Origin of the sequence: Lactobacillus sp. UMNPBX19 (genome assembly GCF_002553805.1) — a bacterium.
Taxonomy (GTDB): Bacteria; Bacillota; Bacilli; order Lactobacillales; family Lactobacillaceae; genus Lactobacillus.
Genome location: NZ_PCYR01000029.1, coordinates 1 through 19,393 on the forward strand (window position 1 = coordinate 1; position 19,393 = coordinate 19,393).

The window sequence follows — 19,393 nt, forward strand, 5'->3', positions numbered from 1 at the left end:
CAGGTCCGAATGGACTTTTTATTTTTTATCAAGTGTTCAATTTAATTTTACAATCAGCGCCCGAGTAATAAATTCAATTCGTCTTGTAATTAAAGAAAGAAAAAATAATTAAACTTAAATTTTACGCGAGTAATATGCGATAATTAGGATAAAAATAACAATGGAGAATTATTTTTATGGCAGTCAAACCTATTATTCATGATGAACTTTCTTTAAAATTTAAGTCTCTACCAGCAACTAAACAAGATTTAGGAGCAGCCACTGATTTAAAGGACACTTTACTGGCTAATAAGGATAGAGCAGCCGGTCTCGCCGCAAATATGATTGGTGTTCAAAAACGAATTATTGCTTTATTTATTGGGCCACTCCCAATTGTGATGCTTAACCCAATTATTGTGACCCAAGATGATAAATATTTAGCTTATGAGGGTTGTCTTTCTTTAACTGGCGAACGTCCAACCGAAAGATACAAGAACATCACAGTTAAATATCAAAATGAGAATTTAGAAACTCGGCAACAAAGTTTCTCTGATTTTACTGCTGAGGTAATTCAACATGAAGTTGATCATTGTAATGGAATTTTGATTTAATTAAAAATTTTTACGTATACTATTTTTCATAAAAAAAGGTAGAGTACTCGACCTGAAAATCGAATACTCTACCTTTTTTATTTTAGAATTGGCGATTCGTTGAACCACGTTCAACTTTAATTCTAACTATCAAGTGGATTAAATTATACAACAAGGTTAATGCTAATAAAATTATCCAAAAAGCAATAAATGCATGAATAATTAGTAAAATAGCTGGAAAAACACCTAAAAAAGTTGCTACTAAACTATCAGCTAACTTCAGCTTCTTATTAAGAATTCCCTCTCTAACTAATTGATATGACTTAAATCCTAAATAGCCTGAACCTGTGATTCCAGCTAGCCTTAACAAGAGATCAATATTTATAAAGGCACAAATTATGCTAAACCCTATATAAAAACTACCAATTACAACTATAATATTTCGATCTATTTTTGTAATTGCATGGTCTTCTTCTAATTTTTGTTCTATGTCAATAAGGCAATAAATGATTGCACATACTGCCACTAGTCGATATACCCAGCTTACATTTTTTAAGGCTAAAAATATCACTACAATACTCAGAATGATTCCTATTACGCCGATAATATGATTCAACTTTCTATTTTTAATAATTAAGTCTGGGCGCATCTACTCAATCCTTTCTTTTTTCTATAGTTCTCGGTTAGTTCCGTCATGTTCAACCTTAATTCTGACAATTAGGTGAATCAGATTATAGGCTAAAGCAAAAATCAAAAGAAATAGCCAAAGAATGTCTTTAGGAGTAAGTAATATAAGCACGATTGCACTTCCGAGTCCAAGACAAATTGCGACTATACTCTCCCCAAATTTCAGTTTTTTATTCTTCAAATCTTTACGAAATACCGCGTTCGTCTTAAAGCCTAAATATCCTGCACTTATAATGCCAAAAGCTAGTAATAAATAATCTAAATTAATGAAAGCAAAAACAATACTAGTCAGCTCATAAACTATTCCAAGGATAATAAAAATAATCTTCTGCGTCCTATTAATTGCCTTACTATCTTCAAGCATCTGTTCCACATCAATCCAATAATAAAGAATAACTGCTACGACGATGAAGGTAAGTAGCCAACCAATATTTTTCAATGTAAAGAAAACCATCATCAAAGCAATCAACAAGCTGATAATACCGAAATACTTATCTTGCTTACGTCTTTTAGCTAGTTCAATCCATCTTTTATCGTCCACCCACTCACCTTCTTAAATTATTTGTCTAGATTTTACTATGAAATGATTATTTTAACAATAATTTAATTATATTTTTATTAAGTACATTGATCTTTATTGTTGACAAATGTAAACTAAAAGTTATATGATTACATATGTAAACGAAAGGAATATATAAATGAGTGAAAAGAATTTATCTTCAATTTCAGACAGTGAATGGGAAGTAATGCGCATTGTCTGGACATTAGGTGAAACAAATACAAAACAAATTTTAAACGAGCTTCAGACTAAAAAAGATTGGACAGATTCTACTATCAAAACTTTAATTAGACGTCTCGTTCAAAAAGGCTGGTTAAATGCTAAGCAAGATGGACGCCGGTACATCTACACGGCTACGGTTAATCAAACCGAAATGATGTACAACGAAGCTAAAACCTTACTAAATAGAATGTGTGACATGCACAAGGGAGAGGTAATTTTGAAACTTTTAGAAGACTCTCCCGTTTCTAAAGGTGATTTAATGAAGATGAAAAAAGAGATCAGTCAAAAAGAAAAAACGGCACCTAAGATGGTTCCCTGCAATTGCTTAAAAACAGGTTCTACTATTTGTTAGGAGGAAATAAGAATGAGCGTTAGTCAGATCGTCGCCTTAATCGTAGGAGTAATTTTAATCGGCTTTATTATTTGGTGGTTCTTTGGCAAACATAAGGAAGCTGCCGGTACGAGCACAATTGTTAATGATGAACAAACTGCAACAATTGTTGTAAATGGTGGTTATTCACCTTCAACAGTAATTCTTAAAAAAGGGGTGCCGGCGCAAGTTAACTTTGACATGCGCGACTCAACAGCGTGTTTATCCCATGTTGTTTTCGAACAATTAGGAGTTAATGAGGACTTAACCAAACAAAAAATTACTACTGTCAATATTCCGACAGACAAGGCCGGAACTTATAACTTTGCTTGCGGAATGGATATGTTCCACGGAAAAGTCATCGTTAAATAAAGAAAGGATCTATTAAAATGAGTATTTTTTCAAAAAATCAAACCAAAAAAGTTGTTGTCAACGCAGAAAATCATGGCTATAAACCAGATACTATTACTTTTAAACAAGGTAAACCAGCCCAACTAAAATTTATTCCTTCTGACAATATGGGCTGTATGAACGAAGTCGTTTTTAAAGACTTAAATATAGATGACAAACTTGATGGCAAAAAAGAAGTTATTGTTAATATCCCTACAGACAAGCCTGCTACTTATAATTGGAGTTGCGGAATGGACATGTTTCATGGGAAGGTTGTTGTTAAATAATGAAGTTATCAAATATTAAACGATTTTGGATATCGTTTATCCTCTCTATCCCCATGCTTATTCAAATGTTTGCAATGCCATTTCATTGGATGATGCCTGGATATAACTGGATTGCTCTTATCACAACCACAATCATTATGGCAATCTCTGCACTTCCTTACTGGAAAAGTGCTATTGCCGCTTTCAAAAAGCATAGTGCTAATATGAATACCTTAGTAGCTACTGGTACAGCTGTTGCGTATTTCTATAGTATCTTTGCTATGATTACCAACCGGCCAGTTTACTTTGAAAGTGCAGCATTTGTTACGGTCTTCGTCTTATTAGGCGACGCTATGGAAGAAAAAATGCATGATAACGCATCAAATGCCTTAGGTAAATTAATGGGTTTACAAGCAAAAGATGCGGAAGTTCAAAGAGATGGTAAATTTGTAAAAATTCCGCTTGATCAAGTTCAAGTTGGCGACATTATTCGCGTTAAGCCAGGTGAAAAAATTCCAGTTGATGGTGAGATTCTAGAAGGTGTTACTACACTGGATGAATCAATGGTTACTGGTGAAAGTATGCCGGTAGTTAAAAAGGTTGGTGACACCGTTGTAGGTTCAACTATTAATAGTAACGGTACAATCACTTTCAAGGCTACTAAAGTTGGTTCTGACACCATGCTTGCTCAAATTGTTGATTTAGTTAAAAAAGCTCAGACTAGCCATGCCCCAATTCAAAACTTAACGGATAAAATTTCTAATATTTTTGTCCCTGCTGTTATGATTATTGCCATTTTAACTTTTATCATTTGGTACTCATTCCTTGGAGCAACCGCTGTTGAAGCCATGCTTTTTGCAGTTAGCGTAATCGTTATTGCCTGCCCATGTGCTTTAGGCCTTGCTACTCCAACCGCTTTAATGGTTGGTACTGCTCGTAGCGCTAAAATGGGAGTTTTGATCAAGAACGGTGAAGTTCTTCAAGAAGTTAGTGATTTAAATACTGTTGTCTTTGATAAAACAGGTACTATCACGGTTGGTAAACCTGAAGTTACTGATATTGTCGGTGACGAAAAACAAGTTTTAACTATTGCTGCAAGTCTTGAGGAATCTTCTGAACACCCTCTTGCTACAGCAATTATCAAAAAAGCCGAAGCTGAAAAATTAGCAATTGAAAAAGTTGATGACTTTGAAGCTATTGAAGGTAAAGGCGTTAAGGCTAATTATCATGATCAAACAGCTTTTGTAGGAAGTAATCGTTTATTAGCTGATGTCAATATTTCCCCGGAAATGAATACAAAAGCTACAAAATTACAAGAAGAAGCTAAAACTGTTGTTTATGTCGGCCTAAAAGGTGAAATTATTGGCTTAATTGCTATTCAAGATGTTCCTAAGCCAAGCTCTAAAGAAGCTATCAGCGAACTTAAGAAACGTGGATTAAAGACAGTAATGCTTACAGGCGATAATGAAAAAGTTGCTCAAGCGATTGCTAATGAAGTTGGAATTGACCAAGTTATTGCTGACGTTCTACCAAATGAAAAAGCTGAACATATTCAAGAGCTTCAACAAAATGGCGACAAGGTAGCATTTGTTGGGGATGGTATCAATGATGCTCCCGCTCTCTCAACAGCTGATGTAGGAATTGCGATGGGATCTGGTACAGATATCGCAATTGACTCTGGTGGTATTGTCTTAGTTCAAAATGATTTAAGAGGTGTTGTTCGCGCTATTGATATTTCAAAGAAGACCTTCAATCGTATCAAGTTAAACCTCTTCTGGGCGCTTATCTACAATACAATTGGTATCCCAATTGCAGCTGGATTATTCGTTGGTTTAGGCTTTACACTAAGTCCGGAATTAGCAGGTTTAGCTATGGCTTTTTCATCTGTTTCAGTTGTTGGTAGTTCATTACTTTTGAATAAAGCAAAAATTGCCGGAACTAATTAATGTAATTTATTTTTATAGTGCTAATTAGTTTTCCTCAAATAAAAAATCAGTTCTATCTTAACGATATGAGCTGATTTTTTATTTTCTTAATTTTTGCTCCAATTTGTTATTCATACCGCTTTTTTACAATCCCTTTCATTTTATGCGTAGTTTATTTAAAGTTCGGCTACTTCTAAACCTGTTCCAGAACACCCAGTTTCCAATTCTAAAGCTGAAATACCTACTACTCCAAATAAGCGTGTACCTTCTACAGTTTCATTTAAGCCAGTTAAAGAACACAGCACTGTGAAGACCGAAAAGGCTACAACAATTAAAGCTAATTATTCACAAAAAGCTGCAGTTCTCCCACAAACTGGACGAAAAGAAAACCAAGGACAACTAATTGGATTAGCACTGGCAGGATTAGGGCTACGTCTAGGATTAGTTGGCGATAGAAAAAAGAAGAATAGCTAATTATTCAAATCTACAAAAAATGCGCTAAGATTCAATATCTTAACGCATTTTTCTTATATTTAAGGAAAAGAAATTTAATTCATCAAAATGTATTTCCCGGGGAATTTATCATCTTAATTCTTATTTCTTCTCTTTATAACGATTCCTACACTCGCAAGTAATGTAGTCACACCAGTGACAATCAAGCTAACTAATGTTTCTTTTTCTCCTGTCTTTGGTAATTCTTTATTATTTCTATTGTTAGATCTCGAAGAATTCGTCTTAGTAGCTACTTGTTTATTATTCTGGCTATGAGTATGAGGCTTTACTGAAATAGAACTGCTTGTCTTTTCATGGATTGCATTGTTCTTTATTGGTGTTTGTGCATTAGCAGCATCATTCTGATTTGAAGATTCTTTACTATTTTTAATTGAAGTTTGTTGATTTGTTCCTACTAAGTTGTCTTTATTTTGAGTAGAAGTTGTTTCATTTTGCTTTTCAACTGGTTCCACTTGTTTACTTGGAGACTCATCTTTAGAAACTTCACTTACTTTTTTAGTGTTATCTTCATTTTTCTTTTCTGTAGTTGATACGTTTACTGGTTGTTCAACCTTAGGTAGGACTACTTGATGCTCTATTTGCGTCAAAATACCTTTAGCAGTTTCCAAAATAGCCTTTGCATTTTCTAAGCTAGTTGAAGATGCGGCTTTATCATTTAGAATTTCCTGTACATTATTAAGTATCTCTTTGAATTTATTTTGTGATTCAGGAGTATAACTATCTAAATTCAAACTATTATTCTTATTGACTTCTTCCTGCAAACTTGCTCGAACATGCTCTGCTTCTTGATCATTAGTGGATTTTGTTTCATCTTTTTTAACTAAATCTTTTTCTGCATCAACTAGAGTTTCTGTAGCCTTATTAACTTCTTCTACTTGTGCATCTTTTGAATCCAATATTCCTTCTGCAGTTTTCTCAGCATTTTCTTTTACTTTAGCTGAATCATCAGTATATTGTGATTTATCTTCATCTTTGTGCTTATTAAGCTCTTCTTTTAATTGATCTTTAGCTTTTTCAACATCAGGATCGGAAGCTGCTTTTTCAACCAAAGCCTTTTCAGCCTGTGTCAAACTATCAAGTGCTTCTTGAATTTCACTTGTGTTTGCTTGCGTATTAGTTAAAACTTGATTTACTTTTTTCAGTGCATTACTTAAGCCTTCTACGCTTTCAGAAGTATATTTGGTGGTATCAAGTTGACTAAGTTTTTCTGCCTTTTCTTTTAAGGCATTTTTGGCAGCCATAATTTCTTCAGCATTGGTTTCTTTTGTATCATCTGACTGTGTTGGCTTTTCTGGAGATACCTGTTTCTCCTTAAGAGCCTTCTTTGCATTAACAATAGAGTCAAATGCTTCTTGAAGGGCAGCTACACTTGCGTCTTTATCAGATAAAGTCTTCCTTGCCTGATCAAGAACTTTAGTCATTTCTGCTACTGAATCATCAGTGTATTTACTTTGATCAAATTCTTCACTTTCTTTAATTGTTTTTTCCAGTTTTTCTTTAAGTTCCTGTAAGTCCTTATTAACTTCATGTTCTACTGGCTTTTCAACTAAATTCTTAATTGCCGCATCTAAGCTTTCAATTGCATGCGTCAATTCTTGAAGAGTAGCCTTCTTATTTCTTAATACTTTGCTTGCTTCTTGACGCGCTTGAGCTAAGTTTTTAGCTGATTCATGTGTGTATTTACCTGAGCTTCCTAAAGATCTTGTTTGATCAAGTTTCTTTCTTAGCTCTTTTCGTGCCTGAGCTATACTCTCATCTGTATTAGGCTGATCTTTTTCAATTGTCTTAACGGCATATTCAACAACATCTGATTCATTACCATATTTATCAGTAGTCTTAAATAAAATCTTTCCGTTCTCTGTAACGGTTAGTCCTTCTTCTGGTAAAACTGCATATTTATTTCCGCCATCAGTACTATATAAGACGTTGCCATCTTCACTTTTTCCAGTTATTGTCACTGATTTTTTATCTGATGCAGTTGTAGCAGTAATTTGTGGTGCTGCCAATTTTTGAGCTTTCTTATAGTATACGACCAAAGTCTGAACTTCGCTCTGATTATCATTATTATCGGCTACTGCAACATTAAAAGTATTTTTTCCTTCTTTAAGTTTAACAGTATGAGTAAATTTCTTTCTCAAATTCTTGTTGCCGTTATAATCGATATCATCCCAATTTGCATCAACATTATTATCATTTATAAACAAACTATAATATGGGTAATCGTCACTAATTGTACCTTGAACTTCAAATTCTTCCTTATTTGTATAAATTGGTGTGTAGTGTCCCTGTTCGTCCTTTTCGTGGTTAAGGGTTACTTCTGGAGTATTTGCATCTACATAGAAGGTTAGTCTTTCTTGAACAGTATCCCCGATAGTCGTATCTCCAATTAAAACTGGAAATACCTTAGAACCGTGATTACCAAGATCCAAAACTAGTTTAAATGCTCCATCTGACTTAACTCTAACATCTTGATTACCAATTCTAAGAGTAGTGGTTGGACGGTTAACTCTTCCCGTTAACGTTAACTTACCAGTTTTAGGATCATAGTTCTTTGTTTTCGCGTTGACACTACTTGTTCCAAATTTAACTCCATCATCAAAAGTAACATCAGCTGCTGAAACAACAGTTTTACCACGATCACTCGATTTAACAATTTGCTTAACTGATGAGCTATTACCATCCTCATCGCTAACTACAATATTCATTACATTTTCGCCATAACTTACTGGGACTTTGACTGTAAATTCATGCTCACTATTTGGCTTAGCGCTATATGTTTTATCATTAATTTTTACAGCAACTTTATCAGCATCGGCACTAACTTTTCCTAATACTTCTACTGTATCTTCAGAAGTTTGACTTAACTTAGCTTCTCCACCTCCAGCATAGGTTTCTTGATTATCAATTTTAAGACTCTCAATTTTAGCTGGCACTAGACTAACTTTAATATCTTTTTGAGTAATTAAAGTCTCATGTTCCTCATCAGCATAGAATTTAACCTGGGTATCATAATCACTAACTGACAATGGCAATGTTGTAACAAAGCGTTCGCTAGATTCATCATAGCTTATCTTAAGCTCATGCTCTTTCCCATCTTTATCAGTATATGTCCCATATACTTTTTCTGGATATGTACCTGAAATCGTGTAAGAATTATCACTTGCATCATATGCATCACTAAGTGTTGTTATTTTGCTTGGTAAGTTCTTATCGATAATTAGTCCAAAGTTTATTTCACCTGGCTTATTAGCTACACCTGAAGTAGTTCCAGCATTAGTAGCATTATCAAAGACAGCTATAGACAAGTCGTTTTTGCCTGCTTTAAGAGTTCTAACTTGCTCATCACTAAGTGGAATTTCAATCTTTTGATATCCAGAATTTGTTGGACCCACAATGTCATATGATACATTTCTACTGAGTTCACCATTTACGTAAGTATTTGCTTGACCATTTAGACCACTAAAATTATCTTTTGCTTCAGCTTTAAGGACATATGATATTTTTCCGTTCTGATCTTTATGCGATCCCAACTTCAAATTCTTAACTTCTGGTTTAACACTATCAACCTTAATTTTAATGTCATAGTGTTGTTGCTTGTTCGTACCATCGACTGTCCCCGTTACACGATAAGTGTAAGTTCCATCGGGTACTTTTTCAGTTTTATTAGTTTGTTGGTTGAAATATGTACCATCCCAAGCTGGAACATAATTGAACTTAGCATATCTTTGGCTGCTAGCAGCCCAATATGACTTAGTCACATGCGCTAAAGAGGCCAGAGTATTAATTACTTCACCATCTTGATTTAAAATTTCAGCTTTAACATCGTTAGCATTTCTAAATAAGAAATACTGTGGCTTCAACCACGATACGGATGCTCCATCTGCTGTAGATAATGCAATTGCGTCTGGATCAATATGATAATTTCCAGCATCATCTTGGCTTAATCCAGCATATCCGATAGCTCCATTTTTATTTCCAGCCGTTATAATCGTACCTAAATTATTGTTTTTTGGATTAAACGCTAATCCATTCAATCCGTCAAAAATAGCTGGCTCAGTCCAATCACCAAAGAAGCCCATGTATGGAATTTTTAAGTGGGAATTATCTGATCCAGTAAAGGTCATAAATCCTTCAACATATTGGTTTTCTTTGAAATTGTCCGGTAATGATAAGGTTACTCCTACTTCTTTAGTTGAATTTGCTGGAACTATTATTTTTTCATCTGGAGTAAGCGTAGCACCTTCAATTTTCTTTTCGAATAATTTTCCTGTTTTGGAATCAGTTGCTGAAGTGTATATATCCGAAAACTTTCCGTTACTATTTAAACTATATTCGATTTCTTTATTAGTACGATTTGTAAATTTAAGAGTAAATTGATGTTTACGATCCTTGAAGTCTCTCAATTCAACTCCTGGGTATCCATTCCCACCACTAACTGTTGAAGGATTATGCAAAATTGCATTAATTGCAGCTTCTACATTAACTAATCCAGCCCCCTGTCTACGAGGTGATTCAATAACTGAATCATGATCAAGGTCAACTTCAATATTTGTTGTATTCATCTGAATATTCTTTATTAAAGCTGCTCGTTCACTCTTAGGCATCTTTTGATATAATTCGTAAAATTTTCCATTCTTGTCATTCATTGCTTGCACAAGTAAAGCTTGAGAACCGGCAATAAATGGTGATGCCATTGAAGTCCCGGACATATTAGTGTAGCCATTGTTATTTTGCAAAGACCAAATATTTCCACCTGGAGCCGTAATATCAGGCTTAAATGACAAATTAGAAACAGGACCATAAGACGTAAAATCAGACATTAAATCTTCTTCACGTACCACATTATTCAGAGGTTGAACTGCAATGTTTACTTGCAATGCTTCATCGGGATGAGATTCAAGATAATCGACAAGTTTTTTACCATCATCAGTTGATAAACCGGCTGTTGGAAATCCTTCATTGTACAAAACCGATGTTAGTGGGGTATTTCCACCAGCATTATTTACAATAAGAAGTCCAGCTGCACCAGCTTCCTGAGCATATTTTTGTTTATCAGTAAAAGTAATTGCTCCACGAACTACTACCGCAATTTTTCCTTTTACATCATCGGTATACTGATCCGGTGTTCCCACACCTAATTTTCCAGCTGCATCTTTTACAAGATAGAATTTTTTATTGTCAAATGCAGAAAGATCAGTGTTAGGAGAAAGCTGAGTAACAGCTGGTCCAAACAACTTTTCTCCACTTGCAGTAGAGATAGTCATTCCATCAGTAGTCACTTTCGTATTCTCGGCTGATGCAACTGTTGTTGCCCCTCTACTTGTGCCTGGACTACCAATAGTTTCCATATCCGGATTACCGTAAAAATCTTTATTATTTCCCTCTTGATCTGACGTTGAAGTACCAGAGTTTCCTGCTGAAATTACAGCTGCTGTTCCATGCTTAACAGCTTTTTCTACAGCTGCAATTTCTGGATCATCTTCAGTCTGTTCACCTGAAACTGATCCCAAAGACATATTCAGAACATCTGCTCCTAATTTAGCTGAATCATCCACTGCACCAATTACACTAGTTGAATCAGTCGATGCAGAACTATCTGAGTTAGAGAAAGCTTTCATAGCAAGCAATTGTGCTTCGGGAGCCACTCCAACTACTGAAGTTGCTGGATTAGTTCCGGTACCATTTGCACCAACGATACCCGCAACATGCATCCCGTGTTGTTCTTTTGGATTATCATCCGTAATAATATCATTATTATCAGAATAGTTATGACCAAATGGTACTTTACTGGTGAAGTAACGACCATAGCCACTATTTTCAGTAAAGCCATCAATATCCTTAGCAGTTAATTTGGCTTTAGATTCGTCGCTTAATCTCAAATCCTTATGATTAGGATCAATACCAGTATCAATAATTGAAACGACTGTTCCTTCACCTTTATATTGATAGTTTGACCAAACCGTCGAAACATTGGCCATGTTATTTGCTGAGGTATCGGCTGCAAAATATACCTTAGCTAAAGTAACTGATTTTACACCTTTAATCTCTCTTAATTTTTTAATATCTCCAACTTTTGCTTTTGTTGCAAAACCATTAACTACATACCCATAACTTTTATCAATGGCTTGATTTGTAATTTTTTGAACTTCATTCTTAATTCCAGATTGAGCAGCAATTACTTTATTCGATGCTTGCTCAATTTCGGCTCTACTTGCTGTTTGTGAATCAATTGATCCATTTTCAGAAGCTGGTAGAGCCTCGAGTTGGACAATCACATCTACATAGACCTCTTGCTGTTCCTCGGGTGTTAATCGTTCAAAATTAACACCTTGAGCGGCAAGTTGGGCCTCAATAGCTTGTCTCGAGAGAGCTGTCGTAGAATGTTCTACAGCTGTCTTAGATTTTTTAACGCTGTTAGTTTGGCTTGCTACACTTGCCTTTACGATTTGTTCTCCTCCACCTAGTACTTGACCACTAGTTATAAGAGCTGTACTGAGTAATAACCAAGTATATTTTTCTCTTTTCTTTTTCATTTAAATCCTCCTTAAAGAATTGATTAACTGATCCTTGTAATCAACTTATAATAAAATAAGAATATATTTAATTTGATATATTTTTATTTTAATATTATATCTAATTTATATTAAAGCTCAATGCTTTTTTATACAAAAAAATAACTATCAAATGTACATCATTTACTACTTTCTTCCAAATAGCACTAATAATGCAGAAAAATTTAACATTGATTTACAAATAAATAACTGTTTAAATTATTAAATAAATATTAGTATAGTGAAAGTTTTTTCATTGGAGGTTTATATGAAAAGAATAATTAAAGTTGGTGCTTTAGCAGCAAGTAGCTTTTCTTTATTATTTTTAGCTGGTTGCTCTTCAAATAATAAAGAAGTTGCACAATATGGCGATAAAAAAATATCGCAGGAGCAATTTTATCAGGAACTAAAGAGCTCTCCGACTAGCAAAACAATTCTAGCTAATATGTTGATCTACGGAGCTCTTAAAGAAGCGTACGGCAGTAAGCTTAACAAAGATCAGGTAGAAGCCGACTATAATAGTTACAAAAAAAGATATGGTTCTCAATTTGATTCTTTTTTAAAAGAAAACTCCTATACAAAAAAATCTTTTAAACAAATGATTGAATTAAATCATCTAAGTAAAATCGCTTTAAAAAAACAGATGAAGCCAACGACTTCCCAATTAAAAGAAGAATGGAAAGATTATCAACCAAAGATCACAGTTCAGCATATTTCAACTACTAGCCGCGATACAGCAAATACAGTTATTGAGAAACTTAATAATGGTGAAAGCTTTGCTAGTTTAGCTAGCAAGTATTCTGTCGATAGTCTAACCAGTTCTAATGGTGGAAAATTGCCTGCTTTTGATATGCAAAATAGACGATACGACTCTACTTTCAAAAAGGCCGCCTATAAATTAAAAAATGATGAATATACCAAAGAACCTATCAAAGTTACAAATGGTTATGAAGTCATTAAAATGATTAATCATCCTAAAAAGGGTAATTTTGCTGATAAGCAAAAAGAATTAACTGAAGCAATTTATAATAAATGGGCTAGCAACTCTAGAATTATGAATAATGTTATCAGTCAAGTATTAAAAGAACAGCACGTATCAATTAAAGACAAAGATTTAAAATCAGCTCTTGATATGTATAAAGGTTCCAATAAAGCAAATTTTTAAATACTAAGAATTAATAATATATAGAAAAAACTCTATTAAATTTTGGTGTTAATAAGCCTCGATTTAATAGAGTTTTTAATTTGAATTAAGATTTTTAAAGGATTAGGCGCTAAATTGCTGAAATGCAATTTTAGTAGAACCAGTAAATGAGTTATTCCCGTAATCAACGGAATTATTGGTAAGCCCTTATAGAAAGTCTTTTCACATTTCGCTCTCAAATTAAGCAAGATTTTGTGTATTTTAAATTCAATCATTAATTAAGGCAAACTCTATATCCTATGAAATGAGTCAACTATAGATCCAATTAAAGGCTTCCATTTACCAATTGTCCATTGGACTTTTTCTACTTCAATCTTATTAATAGAGTATAGTTTCAAACTCATCGGTACGTTAATTTTAGGAAATTTCATCTTACTGCATTTTTATTTAAGTTATTTTTGTTATATAGGCAGCCTTAGACTATAGTTATTTTAATTACTACTTTGCTGTTTTAAAGTACAAAAAACCGAGACCCATTTCTGAATCTCGGAAGTAATAGTTTATTTTAAATATCTAATTTATTCTTTAATCTCGACCATCATTTCTTTTTCGCGCTTTTGTTCAAGCTTACGAAGCCATGGTAAAACGAACCCCAAACCAAAGAGTACTACAACAGTAATAATATTCATCCATAGTTGATGAGTAAATGCTTTTGTACCAACTGCAACGTTTTGTGGAATGAATCCTAAAGTTGCACAAACAAAAGTAAAGAGTAAGCACCAAAAACCAACAGTTAATGCACCAGTCTTGTTTTTAATAAATACATAGCTAGAGTGGTATTTATCCTGATGCATTCTCATTGCTACAAAGGCAAAGAATACCCAACAAGTCTTATATGGTGAAATAATACCGTTAACATTTAATAGCCAGTTGTAAATAGTATTGATATTTGGCAAAGTTCCTGTTAAAAGAAGTAAGAATAAGCTGAGCCCTACAGTAAAAGTATAACTGTGAATTGGACGACCATTCTTGTTCTTCTTGGTCAACCATTTTGGCATGAATTTTTCGCCAACATCTCCGGCAAATACACGACTTGATGCATCAAGTAACACTGCAAGTTGCGCCATCATAAAGATTGCTTGGACAACTGCAAAAATGTACATTAGCACTTTACCTATACCCAAACTTTCACCAAGTAATTGGAAAGCGTAGTAAGGACCGTTCATCTTAAAGTCATGTGGAATGTGGTGAGCATTAAAGAACATTGCTAAAGCCAAAGTTCCAAAGATGGTTAAGAATCCAGTCATAATTGCTAGCATCCACATTGCTTTAGGAAAGTCGCGCTTGGGATTCTTCATTTGTTGCACATAAGGCGCAGCAAGTTCAGCACCTGACATTGCAAAGATCAAAAGACCAGTAGTTGAGAAGTAATTCAAGCTAAACGAAGGCTTAAATGCGCCCCAGTTAAATGGTTGTGTTGCAATATGATGTCCATGCATTACTGACCAGGCAGCAAGCAAAACAAAGAGCATAGACATAATAAACATTGCTCCCCCACCAATTAAAGAAAGAATTTCTAGTGAGTTGCGTAGTTTATTTTCTAATAAAATAAAAATCAAAATAATTACGAATGTCAAAATTCCAAACCAGAATGTTGACATTTTTTTATCTAAACTATTGTTTCCAAAAATCATCCAGCTGAATGAAACAATAACTGAGTTTGACACGTCGACAATATACGGTACACTTTGGACCCAATACATCCATGAGGTCCAATATCCTAAAGTGTCGTTCGTACTTCTTCTTACCCAGGAAGCAAGTCCTCCATCTTGATTATCAAAAGTCAAACTCATTTGACTACTGATCAATGCGTAAGGAATAACATAAGTAAATAAAAGAAAGATCCATGAAATTACAACTGAAAGACCTTGGTTTTGAAATGGATAGAAGATATTTTCAAAACTAATAATCGTTACAAAGTCAATCAGCGCAATAACTGGCCAACTCATATAATGTTTTTTATTCGGTTCTAAGTCATTAAAGACATCTGGTTTATCCAATTTTTAAATTCCCCCAAAATTAAAATATTTATCTAAATCCCATCTTTTAAATTTGGAGGTTTTAAAACTATCATCAAAGTATTTAAATCCACTTGTAGAAATCCTCTATAAATCGCTATAATTTATGCCGTAGTCTACTTGCAAATCAAACTGCGTACAAAAACGTTCGCACAAAATTATAAGGATTTATAAAAAATTTGCAAGTCTATTTTAGAAAATATATAGGAAAACAAGGTGATTAAATGAATTTTCTAAAAATTGCGCTAAGCAATGGACTTAAAAATAATAGTTTTAATTCATGGCAAACTACTAATTTGAACGATAATCCTCAAGCTAGTGAACTTGCCGCAATCGTTGTAGCAGATACTGATCAAGATAGTATTAAAACTGCTCAAGATTTACAAAAGACATCTGGCCTTGGAATTCCTATTATTAAAGTTTCACATGAAACAATTTCTAATAATGAAAAAAATCAAATAATCGATGCCGCAAATCAATACACAGCAGAAATGGTTCCTGGATTTTTATCTGATTTGGTCAATTTTGCAGAAGATCACCCAGTTAGTTTTACTACACCAGGTCATCATAATGGCTTATATTACGAAAAACATCCGGCTGGGGTAGTATTTAACCGCTTCTTCGGTAAAAACCTCATGTTTGCCGATACCAGTGATACAGTACCAGAATTAGGCGATACCATGACCCACGAAGGAACGCCTTTAACTGCTGAGCAAAAAGCTGCCAAAACTTACCATGCTGATAAAGTTTATTTCTGTACTAATGGAACAACGAGTGCAAATTCAATTTGTGCAAGTGCCCTATTAACCAAAGATGACTTAGTTCTGTTTGACCGAAATAATCATAAATCACTCTATAATAGTGCTTTAGTAATGACTGGTGCCAAACCAGTATATATTCCAACCGATCGCAATGCTCTTGGATTAATTGGAGAGATGGATCCTAACTTCCTAAGTGAAGAAAAAATTCGCGCTGAAATTGCTAAAGTTGACCCTGAAAAAGCTAAAGCTAAACGTCCATTTAGACTAGCTATCATTCAATCAGAAACATATGATGGTCTTTTTTACGACGCAAAGTGGATGATTGATAAAATTGGTAAACTATGTGATTACATTCTGTTTGATTGTGCGTGGGGAGGATTTGAACAATTTGTTCCAATTATGAATCACCTGTCTCCCCTCAACTTAGACTTTGGGCCAGAAGATCCGGGTATTTTAGTAACTCAATCACTTCATAAACAACAAGCTGGGATGGGCCAAGCCTCACAAATTTTAAAAAAGGATGCTCATATTAAAGGCCAGAAACGTTACGTTGATCATAAGCACTTTAACCACGCTTATCTTAAATTTGTTACCTCAAGTTACTCTTATCCACTTTATGCCTCACTCACCGTTAACTCATATTTAACTAGTGGTGAGGGTAATAAAAAATGGTGGGACCAAATCTTACGCTTAGGAATTGAATGGCGGAAAGAATTAATTAGAAAATCAAAATTATTTAAGCCACTAGTAATTGATAATTTTGAAAATATTAGTACTGATGAGTTAGCTACAAATGAAAAGTACTGGAATTTAGATTCCACTAATCTTTGGCATGGATTTAGCAAAATTGCGTCTGGTCAAGCCATGATCGATCCTCTAAAAATTACTGTTGTAACTCCTGGAATTGATGTTAAAAATGCAAAATATGAAGAAATAGGTATTCCTGGACCAGTTGTCGCAGAATTTCTAATGGAGAAACGAATTATTCGTGCAAAAGATGACCTATATTCTCTTCTTTTCTTATTAACGCCGGGAGATACTAAAGCTGAATTAGATATCTTGCTAAATGCATTCTTAGAATTTGAGCAGTACTATAACGAGGATGCACCTCTAGAAAAAGTGCTCCCTAAGCTAACTAAGGTATATGGTGATCGCTACAAAGGTTATACTTTAAAACAGCTCTGCCAAGAAATGCATGAATATTACTGGGGAAATAATACCTTTACTCTCCAGCAAGAATTATTTTCTAAACCAGACATGCAAAATTATCAAATGACTCCCGAGCATGCTGACTATCTCTTCATGAAAAATGAAAGTGAGTTAGTTAACTTAGAAAATGTTAAAGGCCGCATTGCTGCTGAAGGTGCATTACCGTACCCACCAGGTGTGTTTATTGTTGCACCAGGTGAAAAATGGAGCGACATTGATCAAAAGTATTTTGAAGTTTTAGTAGGTGCGATCGAGCGTTTTCCAGGATTTGTACCTGAAATTCAGGGAGTCTACTGGGATCAAAAATCAGATGGTAAAATAAGAGTACAAGCAGAAATATTAAAGGAGAATTAAGTAATGGTTTTATCTTGGAAAGAAAATCTACCAACCGAATTAAAAGAAAAAGTTGATAAAGTTGATAAAATGATCGAACCTCGTCTAGAAGAAATTGATGAGCAAGTATTCTATAATCAACAACGTGTTTTGGATATATTTAGAAAGCATCGTGTTGGAGAAGAAGATTTAGTTCCTTCTACTGGCTATGGTTATGACGACGTTGGCCGTGATAAATTAGAGGCAATGTATGCAGATTATTTCAAAACTGATGATGCATTAGTACGCCCTCAATTCTCTTCAGCAACTCATGCTATTGCTGTTGGTCTATTTAGTATGCTCCGCCCTGGCGACACACTTTACTACTTAACCGGTATGCCATACGACACTATTCAAGAAGTTATTGGCCTAGCCGGTGACAAACCAGGCAATATGAAAGAATGGGGCATTGACTTTAAGCACACTGATTTACTTGATAACGGTGAAGTTGATTATGAACAAGCTAGAAAAGACTTGCAAGATCCAAAAATTAAGGTTGTAACTATTCAACGTTCTCTTGGTTATGCTGTTCGTGCAAGCTTTACAATGGAAAAAATCAAGAAGATGCTTAAGTTCATTAAAGAAGTTCGTCCAGACGTAAAAATCTTCGTTGATAACTGCTATGGCGAATTTTCTGAAACTGAAGAGCCAACTTTTTATGGTGCTGATATGCTTGCTGGTTCCTTATTCAAAAACGCTGGTGCCGGCATTGTCAAAGCTGGCGCCTTCCTTGTTGGTAAAAAAGATCTCATTGAAGGAGCAGGCTCACGCCTTAACGTACCTGGCGCTGGTAAAGGAGAAGGCGCTACATGGGGCTATTTAAGAGATATGTATCAGGGATTCTTTATGGCAGCTCACACTACTGGAGAAGCCTTAAAGGGTATGATTTATACTGCTGCTCTCTGTGAAGAAATGGGAATGAAAGTTGCACCTAAGTGGAATGATCCAAGAACTGATATCGTTCAAACTGTAACCTTCGGCGAACCAGATCCAATGGTTAAGTTCTGTGCTGCTATTCAACACTATTCACCAATGAACTCATTTGTTGATCCTATTCCATACCACCAAGATGGTTATGAAGATGATGTTGTTATGGCTTCAGGTAGCTTTACTGAAGGTTCTACGATCGAATTATCTTCAGACGGTCCAATGCGTCCGCCATACCGTCTTTATGTGCAAGGTGGTCTTTCTTATGCCCATGACAAGATTGCGATCACTCATGCTGTAGAAGAAACTTTCTATAAAAAAGATTAGACATATTAGTATCCTTAAAAACGGTCAGTGAAAATCATCCACTGACCGTTTTTTGTTCTCTTTATTAAGTTAATGCAAAATCATTTTTTCTTTAGTCTCTTCTACAAATCCACGACTCCGATATAATCTTTTTGCCTTGATATTTGTGGGAAAGACCTCTAAAAAAGCGGGACGTTCTAAATAAGGAATTACAGTATCCAGTAATTTACCACCAATTCCTCTTCCTTGAAATTCATTTAACACGTAAATATAGCCTAATTCGTTCTTTCTAAAAGCCACAAAACCTACTACTTGGCTGTCAAGCGCAGCTACATAAATTGTTTCCGAAAATAGTTTCTCTTTATACACTGCCACTTCAAGTGGAGCATACAGATCAACTGCATTACCTACAATTAGTTCTTGCATTCTAGCTTGATCATGTACTTGACATAATTGAACATAGTCTATATTTTTATATTTTCTAATAATCGTAAATTGCAATAATAAATTGAACACTTTTAATCAAGCTGCTTGATAGATTAGA

General features: G+C 34.5%; 15 protein-coding genes. 9 read left to right on the plus strand and 6 right to left on the minus strand.

What is annotated here, in order from left to right:
- The first annotated feature begins 176 nt into the window (after nt 1-176).
- Complete coding sequence (locus CP370_RS07690) at nt 177-590, plus strand: peptide deformylase (protein WP_087712551.1); 414 nt, start codon at nt 177-179, stop codon at nt 588-590.
- A gap of 82 nt (nt 591-672) precedes the next feature.
- On the opposite strand, the gene CP370_RS07695 is transcribed toward CP370_RS07690, so the two are convergent.
- Together CP370_RS07695 and CP370_RS07700 are read right to left on the minus strand one after the other, a co-directional pair.
- Nucleotides 673-1,218: a hypothetical protein gene (locus CP370_RS07695; RefSeq protein ID WP_087712550.1), complete on the minus strand. Its 546-nt coding sequence runs from the start codon at nt 1,216-1,218 to the stop codon at nt 673-675.
- A gap of 21 nt (nt 1,219-1,239) precedes the next feature.
- Entirely contained in the window at nt 1,240-1,797 is a 558-nt protein-coding gene (locus CP370_RS07700) for a hypothetical protein (protein ID WP_011162609.1), read from the minus strand.
- A 157-nt stretch (nt 1,798-1,954) separates the two neighbouring features.
- On the opposite strand from CP370_RS07700, the gene CP370_RS07705 reads away from it, so the two are divergent.
- The 4 genes from CP370_RS07705 to CP370_RS07720 are packed head-to-tail and all read left to right on the plus strand — an operon-like array spanning nt 1,955 to nt 5,009.
- Nucleotides 1,955-2,389, plus strand: coding sequence for a CopY/TcrY family copper transport repressor (locus CP370_RS07705; protein ID WP_087712549.1), 435 nt, complete (start codon nt 1,955-1,957; stop codon nt 2,387-2,389).
- 12 nt (nt 2,390-2,401) lie between these two features.
- Nucleotides 2,402-2,779 carry a cupredoxin domain-containing protein gene (locus CP370_RS07710; RefSeq protein WP_087712548.1) on the plus strand — a complete coding sequence of 126 codons (378 nt, stop codon included), beginning with the start codon at nt 2,402-2,404 and terminating at the stop codon, nt 2,777-2,779.
- Nucleotides 2,780-2,796: 17 nt separating this feature from the next.
- On the plus strand, nt 2,797-3,084 hold the full coding sequence (locus CP370_RS07715) for a cupredoxin domain-containing protein (protein ID WP_004898239.1): 288 nt from the start codon (nt 2,797-2,799) through the stop codon (nt 3,082-3,084).
- A complete protein-coding gene (locus CP370_RS07720; RefSeq protein WP_087712547.1) occupies nt 3,084-5,009 on the plus strand; it encodes a copper-translocating P-type ATPase in 1,926 nt (641 codons plus the stop codon). Before CP370_RS07715 ends, CP370_RS07720 begins: the two co-directional genes overlap by 1 nt.
- 155 nt (nt 5,010-5,164) lie before the next feature.
- Here the strand turns inward: CP370_RS07720 and CP370_RS10225 are convergent, their stop codons facing one another.
- Complete coding sequence (locus tag CP370_RS10225) at nt 5,165-5,293, minus strand: hypothetical protein (protein ID WP_255408036.1); 129 nt, start codon at nt 5,291-5,293, stop codon at nt 5,165-5,167.
- 1 nt (nt 5,294) lies between these two features.
- On the opposite strand from CP370_RS10225, the gene CP370_RS07725 reads away from it, so the two are divergent.
- Nucleotides 5,295-5,462 (plus strand): LPXTG cell wall anchor domain-containing protein, encoded by a 168-nt coding sequence (locus tag CP370_RS07725; RefSeq protein WP_157662324.1) that lies wholly within the window; start codon nt 5,295-5,297, stop codon nt 5,460-5,462.
- 113 nt (nt 5,463-5,575) lie between these two features.
- Here CP370_RS07725 and CP370_RS07730 read toward each other — a convergent pair whose 3' ends face one another.
- Nucleotides 5,576-12,034: a S8 family serine peptidase gene (locus CP370_RS07730; protein ID WP_087712545.1), complete on the minus strand. Its 6,459-nt coding sequence runs from the start codon at nt 12,032-12,034 to the stop codon at nt 5,576-5,578.
- Between the two features lie 286 nt (nt 12,035-12,320).
- On the opposite strand from CP370_RS07730, the gene CP370_RS07735 reads away from it, so the two are divergent.
- A complete protein-coding gene (locus CP370_RS07735) occupies nt 12,321-13,217 on the plus strand; it encodes a peptidylprolyl isomerase PrsA (RefSeq protein WP_061400317.1) in 897 nt (298 codons plus the stop codon).
- 557 nt (nt 13,218-13,774) lie between these two features.
- Here the strand turns inward: CP370_RS07735 and CP370_RS07740 are convergent.
- Complete coding sequence (locus CP370_RS07740; RefSeq protein WP_087712544.1) at nt 13,775-15,256, minus strand: APC family permease; 1,482 nt, start codon at nt 15,254-15,256, stop codon at nt 13,775-13,777.
- Between the two features lie 242 nt (nt 15,257-15,498).
- On the opposite strand from CP370_RS07740, the gene CP370_RS07745 reads away from it, so the two are divergent.
- Nucleotides 15,499-17,598 (plus strand): putative ornithine decarboxylase, encoded by a 2,100-nt coding sequence (locus CP370_RS07745; protein WP_087712543.1) that lies wholly within the window; start codon nt 15,499-15,501, stop codon nt 17,596-17,598.
- A gap of 3 nt (nt 17,599-17,601) precedes the next feature.
- Nucleotides 17,602-18,870: a methionine gamma-lyase family protein gene (locus CP370_RS07750; RefSeq protein ID WP_087284620.1), complete on the plus strand. Its 1,269-nt coding sequence runs from the start codon at nt 17,602-17,604 to the stop codon at nt 18,868-18,870.
- A gap of 69 nt (nt 18,871-18,939) precedes the next feature.
- Here CP370_RS07750 and CP370_RS07755 read toward each other — a convergent pair whose 3' ends face one another.
- Nucleotides 18,940-19,365, minus strand: a complete 426-nt coding sequence (locus CP370_RS07755; protein WP_087712542.1) for a GNAT family N-acetyltransferase — start codon at nt 19,363-19,365, stop codon at nt 18,940-18,942.
- Between the last annotated feature and the right edge of the window lie 28 nt (nt 19,366-19,393).

Coding starts and splice junctions, on each gene's coding strand:
- CP370_RS07730 (WP_087712545.1), bottom strand. CDS start 12,034: ATGAAAAAGAAAAGAGAAAAATATACTTGGTTATTACTCAGTACAGCT.
- CP370_RS07710 (WP_087712548.1), top strand. CDS start 2,402: ATGAGCGTTAGTCAGATCGTCGCCTTAATCGTAGGAGTAATTTTAATC.
- CP370_RS07690 (WP_087712551.1), top strand. CDS start 177: ATGGCAGTCAAACCTATTATTCATGATGAACTTTCTTTAAAATTTAAG.
- CP370_RS07720 (WP_087712547.1), top strand. CDS start 3,084: ATGAAGTTATCAAATATTAAACGATTTTGGATATCGTTTATCCTCTCT.
- CP370_RS07750 (WP_087284620.1), top strand. CDS start 17,602: ATGGTTTTATCTTGGAAAGAAAATCTACCAACCGAATTAAAAGAAAAA.
- CP370_RS07705 (WP_087712549.1), top strand. CDS start 1,955: ATGAGTGAAAAGAATTTATCTTCAATTTCAGACAGTGAATGGGAAGTA.
- CP370_RS07695 (WP_087712550.1), bottom strand. CDS start 1,218: ATGCGCCCAGACTTAATTATTAAAAATAGAAAGTTGAATCATATTATC.
- CP370_RS07715 (WP_004898239.1), top strand. CDS start 2,797: ATGAGTATTTTTTCAAAAAATCAAACCAAAAAAGTTGTTGTCAACGCA.
- CP370_RS07735 (WP_061400317.1), top strand. CDS start 12,321: ATGAAAAGAATAATTAAAGTTGGTGCTTTAGCAGCAAGTAGCTTTTCT.
- CP370_RS07745 (WP_087712543.1), top strand. CDS start 15,499: ATGAATTTTCTAAAAATTGCGCTAAGCAATGGACTTAAAAATAATAGT.